Source organism: Priestia sp. ST2 (genome assembly GCF_055810735.1).
In genome coordinates this window covers 675,709-692,750 of the sequence record NZ_JBVVNT010000001.1, presented here as the reverse complement: position 1 = coordinate 692,750, position 17,042 = coordinate 675,709, and the positions used below count along the sequence as shown (strand labels likewise).

Annotated in this window: 17 protein-coding genes; all 17 read right to left on the bottom strand. The window is 38.4% G+C overall.

The genetic code is table 11. The features are described from left to right. Nucleotides 1–5 precede the first annotated feature (5 nt). Complete coding sequence (gene fliF / locus AC0KUU_RS03550) at nt 6–1,598, bottom strand: flagellar basal-body MS-ring/collar protein FliF (protein ID WP_322552404.1); 1,593 nt, start codon at nt 1,596–1,598, stop codon at nt 6–8. A gap of 49 nt (nt 1,599–1,647) precedes the next feature. Further along, entirely contained in the window at nt 1,648–1,938 is a 291-nt protein-coding gene (gene fliE / locus AC0KUU_RS03545; RefSeq protein ID WP_162214913.1) for a flagellar hook-basal body complex protein FliE, read from the bottom strand. Between the two features lie 12 nt (nt 1,939–1,950). Beyond that, nucleotides 1,951–2,400: a flagellar basal body rod protein FlgC gene (gene flgC / locus AC0KUU_RS03540; RefSeq protein ID WP_057243084.1), complete on the bottom strand. Its 450-nt coding sequence runs from the start codon at nt 2,398–2,400 to the stop codon at nt 1,951–1,953. A 2-nt stretch (nt 2,401–2,402) separates the two neighbouring features. After that, nucleotides 2,403–2,792 carry a flagellar basal body rod protein FlgB gene (gene flgB, locus AC0KUU_RS03535; protein WP_322552406.1) on the bottom strand — a complete coding sequence of 130 codons (390 nt, stop codon included), beginning with the start codon at nt 2,790–2,792 and terminating at the stop codon, nt 2,403–2,405. A gap of 441 nt (nt 2,793–3,233) precedes the next feature. Beyond that, nucleotides 3,234–4,013 carry a GTP-sensing pleiotropic transcriptional regulator CodY gene (codY, locus tag AC0KUU_RS03530; protein ID WP_013058882.1) on the bottom strand — a complete coding sequence of 260 codons (780 nt, stop codon included), beginning with the start codon at nt 4,011–4,013 and terminating at the stop codon, nt 3,234–3,236. 28 nt (nt 4,014–4,041) lie between these two features. Next, nucleotides 4,042–5,442, bottom strand: a complete 1,401-nt coding sequence (gene hslU, locus AC0KUU_RS03525; protein ID WP_013084801.1) for an HslU--HslV peptidase ATPase subunit — start codon at nt 5,440–5,442, stop codon at nt 4,042–4,044. Nucleotides 5,443–5,458: 16 nt separating this feature from the next. Continuing rightward, nucleotides 5,459–6,001, bottom strand: coding sequence for an ATP-dependent protease subunit HslV (gene hslV, locus AC0KUU_RS03520; RefSeq protein WP_013058884.1), 543 nt, complete (start codon nt 5,999–6,001; stop codon nt 5,459–5,461). A gap of 14 nt (nt 6,002–6,015) precedes the next feature. After that, nucleotides 6,016–6,918, bottom strand: a complete 903-nt coding sequence (gene xerC / locus AC0KUU_RS03515; protein WP_014458427.1) for a tyrosine recombinase XerC — start codon at nt 6,916–6,918, stop codon at nt 6,016–6,018. 65 nt (nt 6,919–6,983) lie between these two features. Then, nucleotides 6,984–8,288, bottom strand: a complete 1,305-nt coding sequence (gene trmFO, locus AC0KUU_RS03510; RefSeq protein ID WP_028410805.1) for an FADH(2)-oxidizing methylenetetrahydrofolate--tRNA-(uracil(54)-C(5))-methyltransferase TrmFO — start codon at nt 8,286–8,288, stop codon at nt 6,984–6,986. 206 nt (nt 8,289–8,494) lie between these two features. Further along, complete coding sequence (topA, locus tag AC0KUU_RS03505) at nt 8,495–10,570, bottom strand: type I DNA topoisomerase (protein ID WP_028410804.1); 2,076 nt, start codon at nt 10,568–10,570, stop codon at nt 8,495–8,497. Between the two features lie 154 nt (nt 10,571–10,724). After that, entirely contained in the window at nt 10,725–11,606 is an 882-nt protein-coding gene (gene dprA / locus AC0KUU_RS03500; protein ID WP_043976470.1) for a DNA-processing protein DprA, read from the bottom strand. Nucleotides 11,607–11,669: 63 nt separating this feature from the next. After that, nucleotides 11,670–12,572, bottom strand: coding sequence for a succinate--CoA ligase subunit alpha (gene sucD / locus AC0KUU_RS03495; RefSeq protein ID WP_013058889.1), 903 nt, complete (start codon nt 12,570–12,572; stop codon nt 11,670–11,672). A gap of 18 nt (nt 12,573–12,590) precedes the next feature. Further along, nucleotides 12,591–13,751 carry an ADP-forming succinate--CoA ligase subunit beta gene (sucC, locus tag AC0KUU_RS03490; protein WP_013058890.1) on the bottom strand — a complete coding sequence of 387 codons (1,161 nt, stop codon included), beginning with the start codon at nt 13,749–13,751 and terminating at the stop codon, nt 12,591–12,593. A gap of 369 nt (nt 13,752–14,120) precedes the next feature. Next, nucleotides 14,121–14,888 (bottom strand): ribonuclease HII, encoded by a 768-nt coding sequence (locus AC0KUU_RS03485; RefSeq protein ID WP_043976467.1) that lies wholly within the window; start codon nt 14,886–14,888, stop codon nt 14,121–14,123. 107 nt (nt 14,889–14,995) lie between these two features. Beyond that, nucleotides 14,996–15,862: a ribosome biogenesis GTPase YlqF gene (ylqF, locus tag AC0KUU_RS03480; protein ID WP_028410801.1), complete on the bottom strand. Its 867-nt coding sequence runs from the start codon at nt 15,860–15,862 to the stop codon at nt 14,996–14,998. A 21-nt stretch (nt 15,863–15,883) separates the two neighbouring features. Further along, a complete protein-coding gene (lepB, locus tag AC0KUU_RS03475) occupies nt 15,884–16,435 on the bottom strand; it encodes a signal peptidase I (protein ID WP_013058893.1) in 552 nt (183 codons plus the stop codon). 180 nt (nt 16,436–16,615) lie between these two features. Further along, on the bottom strand, nt 16,616–16,960 hold the full coding sequence (gene rplS / locus AC0KUU_RS03470; RefSeq protein WP_013084808.1) for a 50S ribosomal protein L19: 345 nt from the start codon (nt 16,958–16,960) through the stop codon (nt 16,616–16,618). Nucleotides 16,961–17,042: the final 82 nt, after the last annotated feature.

Here is a 17,042-nt window from a genome sequence, read left to right as displayed (position 1 = left end):
TCCTCCTAATCCTCACTAATCCATGTTCGCAGCAGTTTTGCAAACTCTTCCGGGTCTTGCTTCGCTAACGTTTCAAGATTGCTTTTTGTTTGCTGTTCAGCACTTAAAACAGGAGCTTTTTGTGCCGCTTCATATGCTTCAAAAGTTTCCTCGTACTCTTCATCATATTCCTCTTCATCAAAGTCTTGACGTCTTTTCCTAACCAACAGCACAATAAGAACAACAATAATAAGCAGCAGTGCTCCTCCGGTTATATACATCCACAATGGAATCGAACTTGCTGTGTTGTCAGCTGTTTCTTGTCCATTAAACGGCTGAACGGAAACGGTAATCTTATCGCTGACCGCATTATCCGAGAGGGCTTTCGTATTTGCGTCTTTTGAAATAGAAGTACGGACAATTGTACCTAACATTTTTTGAACGTCTGACTCAAGCGTATCGGAAACTTGTGATTTCCCTTTTGCATTGGACAGATCTATCATTACTTGAATGCCAAGATCTTGAATTTTGTATGGACTTTCGACGATTTCTTTATGAATTCTATTCACTTCATAATTAATTCGTTCTTCGTTTTTTTCGTAGTCTCCGTCTCCACTTGTTGTACTAGATGAGTAATTTGTTGTATCTTTTTCTCCTGTTCCAGCAACGCCTCCATCTTGAGCGTTTTTACCAGAAAATGTTTCATTAATTTTTTCAGCGCTAACGGCAATTCCTTGCATATTATCTTTATCAACAGGCTCTACTAGCTTTTCTTCGCGATTTTCCTGTGTAAAATCAAGATCTGCTGTAACAGAGACCATTACTTTGTCTTGACCGACCAGTCTTCCTAGCATTTGCTGTACTTGACGCTGAATATCTCGCTCAACTTCTTTTTTCGCTTCGTTCTGCGAAGCAAATGAGCTAGAAGCTGAATTCGTTTCGTTACCTTTTAAATCAAAGTACTCAAAATATTGGTTCATGATGACGATATTATCTGTAGGAAGGTTTGGCACACTTTTGGATACTAAATGATAAAGAGATTTAATTTGCTGATCATCAAATTTATAACCAGCCTTTGTATTAAGCACAATCGATGCTGATGCTTCTCCCTGCTTTTCATTCGCCCAGACGCTTTCATTGGGAAGGGTAATCATCACTTTTGCATCATTGACTCCTTGAATGTTTTTCATTAAGTTAGCCAATTCAGTTTGCATCGCATCGAGTTTTAACACATTAAATTCATTATCTGTCATACCAAAGCTCGCATTTTTCCCAAAAAACGAATAGTCGATACTTCCGCTATCAGGAATTCCCTGTGCAGCTAAATCAACTTTTAGCGAGTCAACGCTTTGTTCAGGTACCGAAATGGTTGTTCCGTTATCAGAGATTTCTGAAGGAACGCTTCTAGCATCAAGCTCTGCTTTGATTTGTCCTGTTTCTTGAGCCGATAGATTGCTATAAAGAGGGACAAATTTATCCTTGTTTAAAAAAACAGATGCTAAACTAATGACTAGAACAGCCGCAAGAGGAGCAGCGATAAGGGCTATTTTTTGTCCTTTTTTGCGGTTATTCCAAAAGACTTTCATCTTATCTCGATAAAGAGCTATTCTTTCATTCATGGTATTCCTCCGGTTATTACTATTTTCATTTTCTTTAATAACCGCTCAATTACATTTGCATTCTCATCATTTCCTGATAGGCTTCAACAGCTTTATTGCGTATTTCAAGAGCCGTTTGCATCGTAATACTTGCTTTTTGAGCAGTAATCATTACATCTTGGAGTTCGACGTTTTCTCCTTTAGCAAGCTTTTCAGTCGCTATATCCGAAGCGCGTTGAGTATTGTTTAACTCATTGATTGAGTCTTTTAAAAACGTTGAAAACTGTTGAGTTGTTTGTCCAGTGGTAGTAGAAGCTGCTGTTTTTGCTATGGCTATTTGATTGCTGATACCATTAATCATTTTATCGCTCCTTTATTTCCCAATTTCTAATGCCTTTGTTAATATACTTTTGTTTGTATTAAAGACCGTCACGTTTGCTTCATAAGATCGAGTAGCACTAATTAAATCCGTCATTTCCTTTAAAGGATCTACGTTCGGCATCTGCACGTACCCTTGGTCATTCGCATCTGGATGCGTCGGGTTATATACTAAATTAAAAGGAGTATTATCTTCTGCGATATCTGTGACTTTTACACCATTGTTTTGATTTTTATTGATTTCGGAGTGTAAGACGGACGAAAAAGAAGGCGAACGATCAGACTGCATGACAACCATTTTTCTTTTGTAAGGCTGCCACTCACCATTAACGTACGTCCCTCTTGTCGTTTCAGCATTCGCCATATTAGATGAAACAACGTCCATCCTTAAACGATTGGCAGTTAAAGCTGAAGATGTAATATTCATATTTTGAAAAATAGTCAAACTTATTTACCTCCTCTAATGACTGTTTGAAGAGAATTAAATTTTCCATTTAAACGATCTACTAGCGCCTCATAGTAAATTTGATTTTCAGCCATATCCGCCATCTCTTTATCCATATCCACATTGTTTCCATTTGCTTGATAGGAAGTGTTTCCTTGCTGGGTAATCACTCGCTGGGATGAACCGGAAAATGGGATATGTTTTGAATCAGTCTGATATGCTTCTAACTCGTTATGTAATAAATCTCGGAATTCACTCGTACGCAATACGGTTTTCGATTTATAATTTGGAGTATCAACATTTGCAATATTTTGTGCAATCGTCTGCTGCTTTTGTGACGCGTAGCTAATTCCATTTTCAATTGTTTGAAAAGTAGTTGAAAACAAACTCACTTCTTACACCTGCTTATCTATTCTATTTTTCTCAAAATGAGACAAATTTCGACTTTAGTACCATAGAACTTATTGTAAGAAAAACTTCATGCAATGTCTATCCTTTTTTAAGAACTTTTGGACTATAAACCAAAATTTTCATTCGTTTTCCAAGCATATTTTAACATCAATGCTATACTTTAGCTCTATTTTTTTAATTTAAAATCAAAATATATACCATAAGCCCTGAACAATATGTAATAAAAGTAACGATTTGTAATCAACTAGTATCTTTTTACTATTTAAAGATTCTATAATATAATTTTTAGATTTTTATATGAACTTTGTTAAAGATTTATAAAAATAGTGAACGAATCGTCTTAACCCACAGCGAATCTTTTTGTACTGAGAGCATACAAAAAAGCACACGGGCAAAGCCCGTGTGCTTTTTTGTTCATAAACTTAGTTAGATTTTAATTTTTCAAGCTCTACTAAGAATTTGTTGTTAAGAACTTTAATGTAAGTTCCTTTCATTCCTAAAGAACGTGATTCGATAACGCCAGCACTTTCTAATTTACGTAGCGCATTTACGATTACTGAACGTGTAATTCCAACGCGGTCAGCAATTTTACTTGCTACTAATAGTCCTTCATTTCCATTTAACTCTTCAAAGATGTGCTCAATAGCTTCTAACTCACTGTATGATAATGAGCTAATTGCCATTTGTACAACAGCTTTGCTACGTGCTTCTTCTTCAATTTCTTCTGCTTTTTCACGAAGAATTTCCATACCTACTACCGTTGCACCGTATTCAGCAAGGATTAAATCATCGTCTTCGAACTGACGGTCTAAACGAGATAATACAAGCGTACCTAGACGCTCTCCGCCTCCGATAATTGGAACGATTGTTGTTAGTCCTGCATCAAATAAGTCTTTATTTTCAACTGGGAAAGCTGTATATTGACTTTCAATGTTTAAGTTAGAAGATGTTTCTTGAATGTTAAATAAGCTTTGAGTATATTCTTCTGGGAACTGGCGTGCTTCTAACATATCTTTCATGCGCGCATTCTCAATTTGCTGTTTAACAGCGATTCCTAATAATTTACCGCGACGGCTTACTACGAATACGTTTGATTCGATCACTTCGCAAAGTGTTTCAGCCATTTCTTTAAAGTTTACTGGTTTACCAGCTGCTTTTTGTAGCATTGCATTAATCTTTCTAGTTTTCCCTAATAAATCCATTAGTACTCTTCCTCCTGCGATTTCAGTTCTATAAAATAAATTGACTCAAATCTTTGTTTTTAGCGATTTTTTCTAATTTTTCTTCCACGTACTGTGGAGTAATCACAATTTTCTCTAATGTTACTTCTGGTGCTTCAAACGATAAATCCTCTAGCAAACGTTCTAAAATCGTATGAAGCCTTCTTGCACCAATATTGTCTGTATCTTGATTTACCTGATATGCAATTTCTGCAATCTTACGTATAGCATCGTCAGAAAATTCAATTTGTATACCTTCAGTTTCCAATAATGCCGCATATTGCTTTAATAACGCATTATCTGGCTCTACTAAAATGTTTATAAAATCTTCAACGGTTAGCTTCGTTAATTCAACGCGAATTGGGAATCGACCTTGCAATTCTGGAATTAAATCCGACGGTTTTGATACATGGAAAGCACCGGCTGCTACAAATAAAACATGATCAGTTTTGACTGCGCCATATTTTGTAACAATCGTTGACCCTTCTACAATTGGTAAAATATCTCGCTGTACGCCTTCACGTGAAACATCAGCGGAAGATGAATTACCACTTTTCTGAGCAATTTTATCAATTTCGTCAATGAAAATAATTCCGTATTGTTCTGCACGATTCACAGCTTCTTGCGTCACTTCATCCATATCAATCAATTTTTGCGCTTCTTCATTTGTTAATACTTTTCGTGCATCTTTAACAGTAAGTTTGCGCTTTTTTTGTTTTTTAGGCATAAAATTGCTTAAGGCATCCTGCATGTTCATGCCCATTTGTTCCATACCCGAACCTTGTAACATATCAAACATAGAAGGCTGTTGCTCTTCTACTTCAATTGTGACATAATGATTTTCAAGCTCTCCTAAAGCAAGCTGATGAGCAATCTGCTTGCGCTTCGTTGCAATATTCGTTTCCTCATCTTGATCAGGATCTGCATCGCTTGACTGTGTACCGTTTGAAAAAATCATTTCAAACGGATTTTTAAACGATTGCTGCTTCTTTTTACTTGGAACAAGAAGCTCTACTATCCGCTTGTTTGCATTTTCTTCTGCGCGATCACGCACGCCGTTCATTTTTTCTTCTTTCACAAGTCGAACTGACGTTTCCACTAAATCACGAACCATTGATTCTACATCGCGTCCTACATATCCAACTTCCGTAAATTTTGTTGCCTCAACCTTAATAAAAGGTGCACCGACAAGCTTAGCTAAGCGGCGTGCAATCTCGGTTTTACCCACACCTGTAGGACCAATCATTAAAATGTTTTTCGGCACAACTTCATCACGTAAAGATTCGTCTAACAGACCGCGTCGATAGCGATTTCGCAGCGCAACAGCGACCGCTTTCTTTGCCTTCGTTTGACCAATAATATACTGATCGAGCTTTTCTACAATTTGTCGAGGTGTTAAATGAGAATTCATAAAAAAATCCCCTTTCCTACAGTTCTTCTACAATAATATGATCATTTGTATAAACACATATCTCACTTGCTACATCTAAAGCTGCTTTTGCAATTTCTTTAGCTGTTAAATGTTCGCCTGCATGTTGTTTTAATGCACGTCCCGCTGATAAAGCATAATTTCCGCCTGATCCAATTGCTAAAATGCCGTCGTCCGGTTCAATAACTTCACCCGTTCCTGATACTAACAGTAAGTTATCTTTGTTCATAACAATAAGCATTGCTTCTAACTTTCGCAATACTTTGTCACTTCTCCATTGTTTAGCAAGCTCAACGGCTGCACGCTGAAGATTTCCGTTATACTCTTCAAGCTTCGTTTCAAATAATTCAAAAAGAGTGAATGCATCAGCTACTGAACCTGCAAAGCCGGCAAGAACTTGCCCTTGAAATAAACGTCTTACTTTTCGAGCAGTATGTTTCATAACAACAGCATTTCCGAACGTTACTTGTCCGTCCCCAGACATGGCACATTGACCGTTATGCTGAACCGCAAAAATCGTAGTAGCATGGAAAGTAGACAAATTAACTCCTCCTTTTATGCGCGAGGATGGTGATTCATATAAACTGCCTTTAAACGATCCTTCGTCACATGTGTGTATATTTGAGTGGTTGATAAATGTTCATGACCTAGCATTTCTTGAACTGTACGTAAATCTGCCCCTTCATTTAACATATGAGTCGCAAAAGTATGCCGCAAAACGTGTGGACTAATATGTATATTCTCAGCGGTCTTCTTTACTAACTGATCAATGACTAAGCGTATGCCTCGGTCTGTCAACGGTGTCCCCTTATAATTTAAAAAGAGCGAATGAGTATCAGAAGGAGCCTTTTTTAAAAGAAGCTTTCTTCCATTATCTATATATACTCTAAGAGCGTCCTTGGCATAACAGCCAAATGGCACGTACCGTTGTTTTTTCCCTTTGCCATATACGAGCAAAGTTTGAAGTGAAAAATCTATATCGCTAAGCTTAATAGATGCGCATTCACTCACTCGTATTCCGGTGGCATACAGCAATTCTAATAGAGACTGATTACGCTGCCCTAACGGAGTTGTTAAGTCATTCATTTGAAATAATTTCACAATCTCCTCTTCATACAGGAAGCGAGGATTTCGCTCCTCCTTTTTAGGAAGGGTAACGAGCGCAAATGGATTATCTTCTACTAATTCTTCTCTATTTAAGTAACGATAAAACGTTCTCAAACAAGAAATTTTGCGTGACATCGATCTTTTTGAATACTGCTTTTCATATAGGCGTGTTAAAAACAGCCTTGCATCAGCATATGTAACACTTTGTAGGTTTTGTATTTGCTCTTCCTGCATAAAAGACATGAAGATACCTATGTCTTTTTCATAGCAGTCAACTGTATATTTTGAATAGTTTTTCTCAATTTGTAAATATTCTAGAAAGGAATTTAATACATCTTTAACAAATTCCAATGTTATCACCTCACAAGGGCTACTAAATATTATCACAATTAAGTAGCCCTTGCAAACAATTTTGATTATTTTGTTGTAAAATTCTGAATAGTTTCCAATGCTCGTTTAGCAAGCGTTTCATTTCGTTCTTGTTTGTTTTTGATTCGCACTTCCAATTCTTTGAATAAGCCAAAGTTGGCATTCATCGGCTGGAAATTTTTTGCGTTTGTATGTGTGATATAGTGAGCCATACTGCCAATCGCCGTTTCCTGCGGCAATACAACCAATTCTTCACCAAGCACAAGTCGAGCTGCGTTCATTCCTGCCATTAATCCGCTCGCAGCTGATTCTACATATCCTTCTACTCCCGTCATTTGTCCAGCAAAGAATAAATCATCACGCTCACGATATTGATACGTAGGCTTTAACAATTTAGGAGAATTAATAAACGTATTTCTATGCATAACTCCGTAGCGTACTACTTCTGCATTTTCTAAACCTGGGATTAAGCTTAATACTTCTTTTTGTGCTCCCCATTTTAAGTGTGTTTGGAAACCTACGATATTATATAGTGTACCTGCTGCATCATCTTGACGAAGCTGAACAACTGCATAAGGTCGCTTTCCTGTTTTCGGATCTTCTAACCCAACTGGTTTCATGGGTCCAAAGAGCATTGTTTTTTCTCCGCGTGAGGCCATTACTTCAATTGGCATACATCCTTCAAAATAAATTTCTTTCTCAAATTCTTTTAAAGGAACCGTCTCTGCATTGATTAATGCTTCATGAAAACGCTGGAATTCTTCTTTTGTCATCGGACAGTTTAAATAGGCAGCTTCCCCTTTGTCATAGCGAGATTTAAGATATACTTTATCCATATCAATGCTGTCTTTTTCAATAATAGGTGCAGCCGCATCGTAAAAATATAAATAATCTTCACTTGTTAACGCGCGCAGCTGTTCTGATAAATCTTTTGACGTTAACGGACCTGTTGCAATAACAGTTGGCCCTTGTGGAATTTCCGTAATCTCTTCATTAACAACCGTTACGTTCGGATGGTTTTTAACACTTTCCGTCACACGAGCGGCAAATTCGTGACGATCAACAGCCAGTGCTCCACCTGCTGGAACCGCACACTCGTCTGCTGAACGAATAATTACAGAGTCTAATAATCGCATTTCTTCTTTTAAAACACCCACTGCATTTGTTAATGTATTTGCACGCAGTGAATTACTACATACTAATTCAGCAAATTTGTCCGTATGATGAGCAGGTGTTTGCTTCACTGGTCTCATCTCATAAAGACGGACTTTCAAACCGCGCTTTGCGATTTGCCAAGCCGCTTCACTTCCAGCAAGACCTGCTCCGATAACATTAATTACTTGTTCATTCATTGTAAATCCTCCAACTTCATTTCTATCTTTTCTATCATTTTCCTTATTCATTCACTTGTCTGTTCCTTTTTTAACGGGACAAAGAAAATGCGACATTACTCAATGTCGCTAATAACGTTTCCATTTTAGCACATGAAGCAATGTCGCCGCATCTTATATAACTGCTATTTTTAAATTTAAAGTGTGGGAATTCATCCCATTCTCTTTTACTGCTGAGCTTCCTCTTTATAATCACAACTTGTACAGACGACTTGAGTTCCTTTTTTCTGTTTCTTCTCCACAAGCAGGTTTTCACATTTCGGACATTTTCTTGCAATCGGCTTATCCCAAGATACGAAGTCACAGCCCGGGAATCGATCACAGCCATAAAATGTACGCTTTTTCTTCGATTTTCGCTCAACGATATTTCCTTCTTCACATTTCGGGCACTTTACGCCAATCTCTTTTACAATTGGCTTTGTGTTGCGGCAGTCAGGGAAATTAGAGCATGCCATAAATTTTCCGTAGCGTCCCATTTTGTATACCATAGGTGAACCGCATTCTCCGCAATCTTCTCCGGCAGGTTCATCTTTAATCTCCACTTCGCGCATTTCTTTTTCAGCATGTTCTAAGCGTTTTTCAAAATCACTGTAAAATTCGTCAATAACACGCACCCATTGAACATTACCATCTTCCACTTCATCCAAATCGTTTTCCATTTTAGCTGTAAACTCTACATCTAAAATTTCCGGGAAAAACTCCAATACAAGCTCTAGTACAATTTCTCCAAGTTCTGTTGGAACAAAACGCTTGTTATCGAGCGCTACGTACCCGCGCTTTTGAATCGTGTCAAGTGTTGGAGCATATGTAGACGGTCGGCCAATGCCTAGCTCTTCTAATGTCTTGACTAAACGAGCTTCAGTATATCTTGGCGGCGGCTGTGTGAAGTGCTGCTTTTCATCGATGTCTTTAGAATAAGCTACTTCTCCTTCTTCTAAGTCTGGAAGAAGATTTTCTTTTTCCTCCACTTGATCATCATTGCCTTCAACATACACTTTCATAAAGCCTGGAAATTTAACTTTGGAGCCGTTTGCTCTAAATGTTACGTCTCCATTTTTCAAATCTACAGCCATTGTATCCATAATTGCAGGTGCCATTTGACTAGCAACGAAGCGCTCCCATACTAGCTTATACAGTCGATACTGATCACGCGATAAGAACTCTTTTACCTCTCCTGGTTTACGAAGAGCTGAAGTTGGACGAATCGCTTCGTGGGCATCTTGCGCGTTCGAATTTTTCTTTTCTTTACGCTTTTCCGTTGCCACAAACTGATTTCCGTATGCGTTCGTAATGTAATCTCTAGCTTCCGTTTGAGCTGTTTCTGAAATACGAGTAGAATCGGTACGCATATACGTGATAAGACCTACTGTGCCTTCTTTTCCTAAATCAATTCCTTCATATAATTGCTGCGCAATCATCATTGTTTTTTTCGCTCGGAAGTTCAGTTTCCGCGCTGCCTCTTGCTGTAATGAAGACGTGGTAAAAGAAGGAGCCGCATTACGCTTTCGCTCACGTTTTGTTACTTTAGAAATTGAAAATTCATTTCCATCTAATTGTTTAACAATGTTGGTTACATCATTTTCATTCGATAGCTCTACTTTTTTTCCTTGATATTCGATCAACTGGCCTTCAAATTGGTCGTTCCCTTTTTGAAAAGTTGCTTTTACCGTCCAGTATTCTTCTGGGATAAACTTTGCAATTTCTTTTTCACGATCAATAATTAACCGCACTGCAATTGATTGAACCCTTCCGGCACTTAATCCTTTTTTCACTTTTTTCCACAGCAATGGACTGATGTTGTAGCCAACCAGCCTGTCAAGAATACGGCGTGCTTGTTGAGCATCTACTAAATCCATATTAATTGCTCGTGGATGTTTAAAAGATTCTTTAATCGCTTCTTTTGTAATCTCATTAAATACTACGCGGCAGTCCGATGCAATGTCTACATCCAAACTGTGCGCCAAGTGCCATGCAATCGCTTCTCCTTCACGGTCTGGATCGGCTGCTAGGTAAATCTTCTTTGCTTTTTTAGCCGCTGTTTTTAGTTCTTTTAAAACCGGGCCTTTCCCGCGAATTGTAATATATTTCGGATTGTAATCCTGTTCAATATCAATTCCCATTTGACTTTTAGGTAAATCGCGAACATGTCCCATCGATGCTTTTACTTTATATTTCTTTCCTAAATAACGTTCAATTGTTTTAGCCTTTGCAGGCGATTCTACAATTACTAGGTAGTCAGACATCTATTTGTTCCTCCTCAAGAGGTAGAATAAAATCTTCATTATTATTAAATATTTGGTTCTTGTTTGTCAAATGTCCAAAAGATAAGTCATACGATTTTACTACGTATCTCACTAGTATTTCATACCATGCAAGAATATGACTACTTTGAAACATTCATCTTATATACATCATTTCATCTGTAATATCAGCAGCGCTTTGCACAAGTTTTGCCCCTAATTGAATTAACTTATTCGTTCCACATGATGTTTCTTCAAAAATAGAACCCGGTATGGCAAATACTTCTCTTCCTTGCTGAAGCGCCTGGTCGGCGGTAATAAAAGATCCACTTCTTTCTTTTGCTTGCACCACCAACGTGCCTCCTGTTAATCCGCTAATGATTCTGTTTCTGCGAGGGAAAAACCATTTTGTCGGCTTCATAAACGGGGCATATTCAGAAAGCAGCAAATGATGCTGCGCAATTTCTCTTGCTAAATTTTGGTTTCCTCTTGGGTAAATATTATAAAACCCTCCGCCTAAAACTGCAATCGTTTTAGCTTTTTCAGCGATAGCCAGTTCATGAGCAGCCTGGTCAATCCCTAAGGCCAGTCCACTTACAACGACAAATTCTTCATGCAGCATCGGCTTAACAATATGAGTCAGAGCTGCAGTTCCATATGAAGTGGGGTTCCTTGTTCCTACAACGCTTAAGCTTGCCGTAGCGTGTAGGAGAGAAATCTTTCCTCTTGCAAATAATACCCAAGGCGGATCATAAATATGGCGCAAAAGTTCAGGATATTCATCATCTAGGATGGTGACACATTGAATATTCTCAGCGTCATATTTATCTAGAATATCTCGTATTGGAATAGTTTGCAAATCTTTTTTTATTTGATTAGCACGTTCAATCGAGAGAGTCAATAGTTTTTGAAGCTGTGATGGAGAGTACTCGTAGAGATTTTGTAATGAAGAATTCTGTTGAAGTAGCGTAAAAATTTGTTTCCAATTAACAGATGGACAATGTGCTAAATGAATTAATTTTTCCCGTAAATCAGACATTCTACAATCTCCTTTTTAAATGGACAAAATAGCCCCCATTCAAAGGAGGCTATATGTCTTCTATTAATGAGTCTTACACTGCTCGTAAATGCCTTGTTCTTTTAACACTTTAATAAGTGTTTCTCCCATAACAGATGGTGTTTCAGCTACTTGGATACCGCACTCATTCATTGTTTTAATTTTTTCAGATGCTGTCCCTTTACCACCTGAAATAATAGCACCAGCATGGCCCATACGTTTTCCTGGAGGTGCTGTTTGACCGCCAATGAAGCCGACCACAGGTTTTGTCATGTTTGCTTTTACCCATTCTGCCGCTTCTTCTTCTGCCGTACCGCCGATTTCACCAATCATAATTACTGCATACGTATCTTCATCTTCATTAAACGCTTTTAATACATCGATAAAGTTCGTGCCGTTCACTGGGTCACCACCGATACCAACAGCTGTTGATTGGCCAATGCCAGCTTCAGAAAGTTGATGAACAGCTTCATATGTTAATGTACCAGAACGTGAAACTACACCTACATGACCTTTTTTGTGAATGTACCCTGGCATAATTCCAATTTTACATTCTTCCGGTGTAATAACACCTGGGCAGTTAGGTCCCACAAGGCGCGTACGTTTTCCTTCCATATAACGCTTTACTTTTACCATATCTAATACTGGAATACCTTCCGTAATACAAATAACTAAATCTAAATCTGCGTCAACTGCTTCAATAATGGAGTCAGCTGCGAATGCTGGCGGAACATATACAACAGAAGCCGTTGCGCCTGTTTTTTCTTTTGCCTCGGCAACCGTATTAAATACCGGAACACCTTCTACTTCTAAGCCGCCTTTACCTGGTGTTACGCCACCAACAATTTTCGTTCCATATTCTAACATTTGCTGTGTATGAAAAAGGCCAACTCCGCCTGTAATTCCTTGTACAATTACTTTTGTATCTTGATTAATAAATACGCTCATTCCTATCCCCCAGCCTTTCTATTTCACTAGTGAAACGATTTTTTGTGCGCCGTCTGCCATAGATTCAGCAGCTGTGATATTTAAGCCTGATTTTTGTAAAATTTCTTTTCCAAGTTCAACGTTTGTTCCTTCTAAGCGAACAACTAATGGAAGGCTTAATCCAACTTGTTTCGTTGCTTCAACAACACCTGTTGCAATAACATCACATTTCATAATCCCGCCGAAAATATTAACGAAAATACCTTTTACATTTTGGTCAGATAAAATAATTTTGAACGCTTCTGTTACTTTTTCAGCAGTTGCGCCGCCCCCAACATCCAGGAAGTTAGCAGGGTCGCCTCCGTAATGTTTAATAATATCCATCGTTGCCATTGCTAAACCTGCACCGTTTACCATACAACCGATATTACCATCTAGTGAAATGTAGCTTAAGTCGTATTTAGATGCTTCAATTTCTTTAGCATCTTCCTCTTCAAGGTCACGATATTCAAGAATATCTTTTTGACGATACAGCGCATTTGAATCAAAGTTTAACTTCGCATCCAATGCCATAACGTCTCCGTCACCTGTTACAACTAGAGGATTAATCTCTGCAATTGAGCAGTCTTTTTCAACAAATACTGTATATAAACCTGTCATGAACTTAACTGCTTTTCCAACTAGTTCTTTTGGAATATTAATATTAAATGCAAGTCTGCGAGCTTGGAATGCTTGTAAACCAATCGCAGGATCCACATATTCTTTAAAGATTTTTTCAGGCGTTTTTTCCGCCACTTCTTCAATTTCAGTTCCACCTTCTTCAGAACCCATCAATACAACTTGAGACGTTGCACGATCAAGAACTAAACCGATGTAGTATTCTTTCTTAATATCGCATCCCTCTTCAACTAACAAGCGCTTAACTTCTTTTCCTTCAGGGCCTGTTTGGTGTGTTACGAGGGTCTTTCCTAAAATATCTTGTGCATATGTACGAACTTCATCTAAGTTTTTTGCTACTTTGACACCGCCCGCTTTACCGCGTCCACCAGCATGGATTTGTGCTTTCACCACTGATACTTGTGAACCTAATTCCTTTGCTGCTTCAACTGCTTCTTCAACAGTAAAAGCTACTCGACCGTTTGGTACTGCAACCCCATATTTTCTGAGTAGTTCTTTTCCTTGATACTCATGGATATTCATTTCCCATCCTCCTAACATAATCAACCACAAAACTATACTGCACAAAATAGACTGCGCTTTCATTGTATAAAAATAATTGTCTAATTGTCTACTATTCTAGTGAAAAATATTGAAATAATAAGAAAATTGATATTTTTATGGAGATAGTACTTAACCATACCTTATGAGGTCAATGAGACTCTGCGGACGTTAAACGTACGGTTGATCATGTAAATCAACCTTCACAACTGAAGCGAACTGAGAGGAAAATAATTTACGAACTTCACCCTCTGCAATATCTCCACTTAAATAAGCTATATCCTTTTTGAGCCTAAAATCCCGCATGTGAAACATGCGCTAAAAAGCAGAGATATGCTTGGGTATCATGTTCTAGTTTACTTGGTTTTTTATTGGTGCAAAAGATCGGCGGTGTTCTGGCAAAATTCCATATTGTTCGATTGCTTCTAAATGTTGTTTTGTTCCATATCCCATATGTTTTTCGAATCCGTATGCAGGATAGCGTTCACCAAGTTCTTTCATCATTCGATCTCGCGTCACTTTTGCAATAACAGAACTTGCAGCAATGGAAATGCTTGTAGCATCGCCTTTGATGATTGACTGCTGCGAAATAGGCACCGGCAGCTTCATCGCATCAATAAGCAGTTCATCAGGCTGAACAGCTAGAAGTTCAATTGCTTCAGTCATTGCCTTTTTTGTTGCTTCATAAATATTAATAGAATCAATGACCTCTGCGTCTATAATACCTATACCGATAGCGACAGCGCTTTTACAAATTTCTTCATAAAACGCTTCTCGCTTTGCTTCTGATAACTTCTTTGAATCCGTCAAACCAGGGAGAAAAAAATCCGGCGGCAAAATAACAGCAGCAGCTACTACCGGTCCTGCTAACGGTCCTCTTCCTACTTCATCTACTCCGGCAATATAGGTTGCTCCTTGATTGTATAATTCGTTTTCATATGCCATCATTTCATCAAACTGTTTCTTCAAGCGCTCAGCGGCTTCAAATTGCCTTTGTTTTTGAATAATAACCTGCTGCACACCTTTACGCTCATCTTGCGCATATGCCTTAAATAAAGCATCTTCCGGGCTTCTCACTTGCTTTAGTTCTTCTTTTATTTCCTTAATACTCTTTTTCATTAGCTCCACCTTCTTTATATCAACATTTCCATGCGGCACTTTTACATAAAAAACGCCTCATGCTAAAAAGGCAGAGGCGTTTTTTGTTTCAGTTCGCAATGTATTGCTTACAGCTGCTGTTCAGCTTCACTTGGATCATCAAATGTAAAGGTGCCAATTTTATCCGTTCGAATTTCTCGAAGAACAAGCTCAGCCGTTTTATCGTAATCCACCATGCCGCCACCCATTAAACAGCCGCGGCGCGACCCAATTGCATCAAAAAGCTCTACAATGTCTTCAGGGATTTCATTTAAATCATAACGCTGCTTTAATTGTTCTGGGTAATGGCTAGTTAAGAAGCGCAGCGCATAAACAGCAACATCTTGCATATTTAAAATGGTATCTTTAATAGCACCCGTTGTCGCAAGCTTATATCCAACTGTTTCATCTTCAAACTTAGGCCACAAAATACCTGGCGTATCAAGTAGCTCCAGCTCATTTCCTACCTTAATCCACTGCTGTGCTTGCGTCACACCTGGACGATCTCCGGTCTTGGCGATTTTTTTACTGGCAAGGCGATTAATCAGCGTGGATTTACCAACGTTAGGAATCCCTACAATCATCGCTCGAATAGCGCGGGGTTTTTTGACTCCTTTTGCGCGCATACGGTCAAACTTCTCTTGAAGAAGTTCTTTGGAAGACGAAACAATTTGTTTCATTCCTTTACCTGCTTGTGCGTCAATAGCTAAGGCATAAATACCTTGTGCTTTGTAATAATCTAGCCACTGCTGAGTAACGCGCGGATCAGCTTTGTCCACTTTATTCAGCAATACGATTCTCGGCTTGTTCACAATAATCTCATCAATCATTGGATTTCGCGATGATTGCGGAATGCGTGCATCAACCAGTTCGTATACAATATCAATCAATTTTAGCTTTTCAGTTACTTGTCTTCTGGCCTTGGCCATGTGGCCAGGAAACCATTGAATTGTCATATTTTACTCACCTTTTATATTTTACTTTGCAAAACGTGCTTCTTTAATCGGCCAGTATACGGCGCTCGTTTTACCAAGCACCTTGTCCATGCTCACAAAGCCAATCTGACGGCTGTCTTTACTGTAGCGTCGATTGTCTCCCATCACGAACAAATAGCCTTCTGGCACGGTCTTTTTACCCGTTACGTCTTCTAGTTTAAAATCTTCGGTTAAATTACCGTCAATCACTTCTTTTTTATACTGATCTAAATAGGGTTCTTTATAAGCTTTTCCATTTACATATAGCGTATCATTTCGATACTCAATATGATCACCCGGCAGTCCGATAATACGTTTTATGTAATCTTTTTCCGCTGTAGCATGAAAAACAATAATATCAAAGCGATCAGGATCACCAATCTTATAGGAGAACTTATTTACAATCATTCGATTTTGGTCATGCAGCGTAGGCATCATAGAAAGTCCATCTACTACAATCGGTGCAAACAAGAAATAGCGAATTACAACAGCTAACAGTACGGCAATGGCGATTGCTTTTATCCATTCCCACAGTTCATTTTTCTTTCGAGCCATCTTCAGTCCTCCAACTCTTATGTCATACCTTTATTTTAAACGATAATGTTTGAAACGCCTAATAAATAAATAGAATAAAAAAATGATGACTTGTACGTCTATTTTTTACTGTCAGAGAACGAATCGTTCTAAAAAAACATTTGAAAAAAGGAGCTTGTATAAACAAGCTCCCCTTTACTATTATCGAATTTCTTTAATACGCGCAGCTTTACCACGTAATTCACGTAGGTAATAAAGTTTCGCACGGCGTACTTTACCGCGGCGCATTACTTCGATTTTTGCAATTTTTGGCGTATGAAGTGGGAATGTACGCTCTACACCTACACCGTAAGAAATCTTACGTACTGTAAATGTTTCGCTGATACCACCGCCACGACGCTTAATAACAACACCTTCAAATACCTGAACACGTTCACGAGTACCCTCAACGATATTTACGTGTACACGTACAGTATCACCAGGACGGAACGTAGGAAGATCTGTTTTTAATTGTTCTTTTGTAATCTCTTCGATTAATTTTTGCATCGCGTGTTTCAACTCCTTCCAACAGACGCTCATACCAATGCTTTTCAATCATTGCAGCGGAACATCGTTATAGGTGACCAGA

What these genes read in the sequence shown, in the direction of transcription:
- rplS (WP_013084808.1), bottom strand. Translation starts at nt 16,960, where the DNA reads ATGCAAAAATTAATCGAAGAGATTACAAAAGAACAATTAAAAACAGAT.
- hslU (WP_013084801.1), bottom strand. Translation starts at nt 5,442, where the DNA reads ATGAATTCTCATTTAACACCTCGACAAATTGTAGAAAAGCTCGATCAG.
- trmFO (WP_028410805.1), bottom strand. Translation starts at nt 8,288, where the DNA reads ATGAATGAACAAGTAATTAATGTTATCGGAGCAGGTCTTGCTGGAAGT.
- codY (WP_013058882.1), bottom strand. Translation starts at nt 4,013, where the DNA reads ATGGATTTATTAGGGAAAACTAGAAAGATTAATGCAATGCTACAAAAA.
- topA (WP_028410804.1), bottom strand. Translation starts at nt 10,570, where the DNA reads ATGTCTGACTACCTAGTAATTGTAGAATCGCCTGCAAAGGCTAAAACA.
- fliE (WP_162214913.1), bottom strand. Translation starts at nt 1,938, where the DNA reads ATGATTAATGGTATCAGCAATCAAATAGCCATAGCAAAAACAGCAGCT.
- sucC (WP_013058890.1), bottom strand. Translation starts at nt 13,751, where the DNA reads ATGAATATCCATGAGTATCAAGGAAAAGAACTACTCAGAAAATATGGG.
- lepB (WP_013058893.1), bottom strand. Translation starts at nt 16,435, where the DNA reads ATGGCTCGAAAGAAAAATGAACTGTGGGAATGGATAAAAGCAATCGCC.
- fliF (WP_322552404.1), bottom strand. Translation starts at nt 1,598, where the DNA reads ATGAATGAAAGAATAGCTCTTTATCGAGATAAGATGAAAGTCTTTTGG.
- ylqF (WP_028410801.1), bottom strand. Translation starts at nt 15,862, where the DNA reads ATGACAATTCAATGGTTTCCTGGCCACATGGCCAAGGCCAGAAGACAA.
- dprA (WP_043976470.1), bottom strand. Translation starts at nt 11,606, where the DNA reads ATGTCTGATTTACGGGAAAAATTAATTCATTTAGCACATTGTCCATCT.
- AC0KUU_RS03485 (WP_043976467.1), bottom strand. Translation starts at nt 14,888, where the DNA reads ATGAAAAAGAGTATTAAGGAAATAAAAGAAGAACTAAAGCAAGTGAGA.
- sucD (WP_013058889.1), bottom strand. Translation starts at nt 12,572, where the DNA reads ATGAGCGTATTTATTAATCAAGATACAAAAGTAATTGTACAAGGAATT.